The organism is bacterium, from assembly GCA_037143175.1.
GTDB lineage: Bacteria > Verrucomicrobiota > Kiritimatiellia > CAIKKV01 > CAITUY01 > JAABPW01.
The window spans coordinates 1-2563 of record JBAWZF010000102.1 but is presented as its reverse complement, the minus strand read 5'-3'; the positions used below and the strand labels follow the sequence as shown (position 1 = coordinate 2563).

General features: G+C 58.1%; 3 protein-coding genes. 2 read left to right on the top strand and 1 reads right to left on the bottom strand.

Going from position 1 to position 2563, the window contains the following annotated elements:
* Together WCI03_15245 and WCI03_15240 are read left to right on the top strand one after the other, a co-directional pair.
* Positions 1–271 (top strand): hypothetical protein (locus WCI03_15245; protein ID MEI8141207.1); only part of this gene is annotated, 271 nt, incomplete at its 5' end.
* Between the two features lie 108 nt (positions 272–379).
* Positions 380–2275, top strand: coding sequence for a hypothetical protein (locus tag WCI03_15240; GenBank protein MEI8141206.1), 1896 nt, complete (start codon positions 380–382; stop codon positions 2273–2275).
* Between the two features lie 76 nt (positions 2276–2351).
* On the opposite strand, the gene WCI03_15235 is transcribed toward WCI03_15240, so the two are convergent.
* On the bottom strand, positions 2352–2563 hold a 212-nt coding region (locus tag WCI03_15235; GenBank protein MEI8141205.1), incomplete at its 5' end, for a hypothetical protein.

Below are 2563 nucleotides of genomic sequence, written 5' to 3'. Positions count from 1 at the left end.
ATGGGATCAATCGGTTTTTCAGGCGCAAATGGCGGCGGCGGGGGCACTGGAGTGGCCTATTCGATTTCCGGTTCCAATGTGTACTACTGTGGCGGCGGCGGCGGTGCAGGTGACTCTGCTGCCGGTGCTGGCGGAATGGGTGGAGGAGGGGCTGGGAACACCGACATCGTCGGCGGCGCGGCGACGAAAGGCGACGTCAATACCGGGGGAGGGGGCGGCGGCTCTCGAAACGATTCCTCGACTTCCGGCGCCGGCGGATCCGGCATTGTGATTGTGAAGTATAAGATTCTTCCACCGCGCGGCTCGGTGATTGCGATTCAATGAGGGTAAAACTGGATTCTTGTGCGTGGATACACATTTGAAATAAGCGGAGGGGGCTATGAATAGACTTCGTATAATCGGAGCGGTGATGATCGGTGCGCTCGGGTTGCTGGCACCCGCCCGGGCGGAGTTTATCAACCACCCCTTCGATGCGGATCCATTCACCAATGGAGCCACGTTTGTGACAGCGGTGCAGCAGTGGCAGGCATCAACTGCAAGCGTGATGGTGGTGAACACAAAATATGTCTCGCCCAGCAATTCAGTCATGGTGCCTGCCGGGTCCGCCTTGACGAATGCTGTCGCGGTGACGAATGCGGGTGTGGTGTGGACGGATTTAAGGATCACGCCGTTTCTCGGGGAGGGGCCGGATTTGAGCGCAACTAATGGCGTCTCGGCCCTCCAGTACTTTGGGCCGGATGGCTATCTGGTGGTGTGGACCAACGGAGGCTGGCTGACCTGCAGCAATGACGTCTGGGGCCAGCCGGTAGCGAAGGTCACCACCAATGCCTTCGCGAGCATTTCCATCTATCAGAACTTTTCGAACCAGACGGCGGCGATCCTCATCAACGACCAGGTGGTGGTTCAGGATCTGCCATTCGCGGGGCATTCTACGGATTATGGTGCCTTTAAGTACTATGGGGCGGATGGGGATGCGTGGTTGGATGATGTGTATATTACGAACACCTATGCCACCGCCAGGCATGCGATTAACTTCAACGGCGTTGACGGACCGGATGCCGCGGAACTCCAGACCTACGGGTACGTGGCGCGCACCCAGTATGTGGGCAGTGGTTCCGGCTATCCCCGTTATAGCACCATCCAGGCGGCCCTGAACGCCTGGCGGGCGCGGGATTGTCTCTATGTCTATTCCGGGCAGTATGCGGAGAATGTCACGGTTTCCAGCAATGTGACGTTTGGAGGGCAGGCCTTTACCAATAGCGGGAACCTGACCATCGCGGCGGGGGCGATCGTGTCATTCCAAGCCGCGACGGTATGGAGCAATATCACCATCGGCGCGAATGCTGTTGTGACATTCAGCCAACCGCTTCTGTGCAGCAATCTCTCCGTGAGTGCGAATGCGACTGTGACCTTCGGCGGTTCTGTGACCGTCGGTTCAGCCACAGTCCTCGGTTCCGTCCTGGCCACCGGTGCCAGCACCGTGACCGTGGCGACGGTCCTGAGTGTGCCGACCAACGGGACTGGGCACCTTGACTTCTCAGGCGGGCGGCTGCTCGTAACGTCGGCCGGGGTTGACATGACCGGGGTGTTCAGCATCACCAACAGTTGGGGAACGCAGGCGACGGCGGGATTGGATTTTATTGACGATTTCGAAGTCTATGCGGCTGACACGATCATGACGAATCTCGGCTTCCGCGGCTGGGGGGCATCCAGTGCGGGGATTCTGGTCAAGGCCGGGCAAGGGGCGTCGAGTTCGAAGGGAGTGGTTTTGCCGGCGGACACGACCCTCTCCAACCGGGTTGCCGGTGCGAGCCATCCCAAACTCTGGACGGATTATTACATCCGTCCATCCTGGGGTGAGGCACCCACGGGCTTCGATACCAATCGTTACACGTTCCTGAGTTATGTGGGGACGAATGGATGCCTGAATGTCTGGAATGCAGGGAACTGGGCGGTCTGCAGCAATTACCTGGATGGCAGTGGTCCCGTAACCCCGATGGCTACCAATACTTACACCCGAGTCTCGGTGTTCCTGAACTATGGGAGCTATCGTGCGGCCGTGTATATTGGCGGCAACTTGGTTCTTCAGCAGGTGCCATTCCCCGCCGGCATGGCGATCTCCAGCTATAACAGTTTTCTAGGCTATAGTCTGGACGACAACCTGGCGCTCGACAACATCCGGATCACCACCGGCATCCCATCCGGGTTGTCGCGGGCGGAGGAGATCCAGTTGTACGACGGGTTGAAGTCGGGAAGCGTATTCAAGATCCGGTAAGGGTATCCGGTTAAGTGTACGGGGAAGTGTGGAGCACACACTTAAACGCACTCTTATGAAATACTTCGTCGTTAACTTAGTCGCTAACTTCGTCGACGCGATTGGAATCGACAAAGTTAGCGATTAAGTTAGCGACGAAGTTCAGGTGGGAGAGGGGGTCACCTCTTCTCCCTCTCCCCTTTCCGCCACAGGCAGATCCGCCCGTGGCGGAAAGCCAGGCCTTGTGAAAGCAGGTCAAGCCGCCGCACTCCAAATTTCCGTCGTCAGATTGAGCCAAAATGGCCAGAA

Excerpts from the sequence above, each read along its gene's own strand:
- WCI03_15240 (MEI8141206.1), top strand. The coding sequence starts at position 380 with ATGAATAGACTTCGTATAATCGGAGCGGTGATGATCGGTGCGCTCGGG.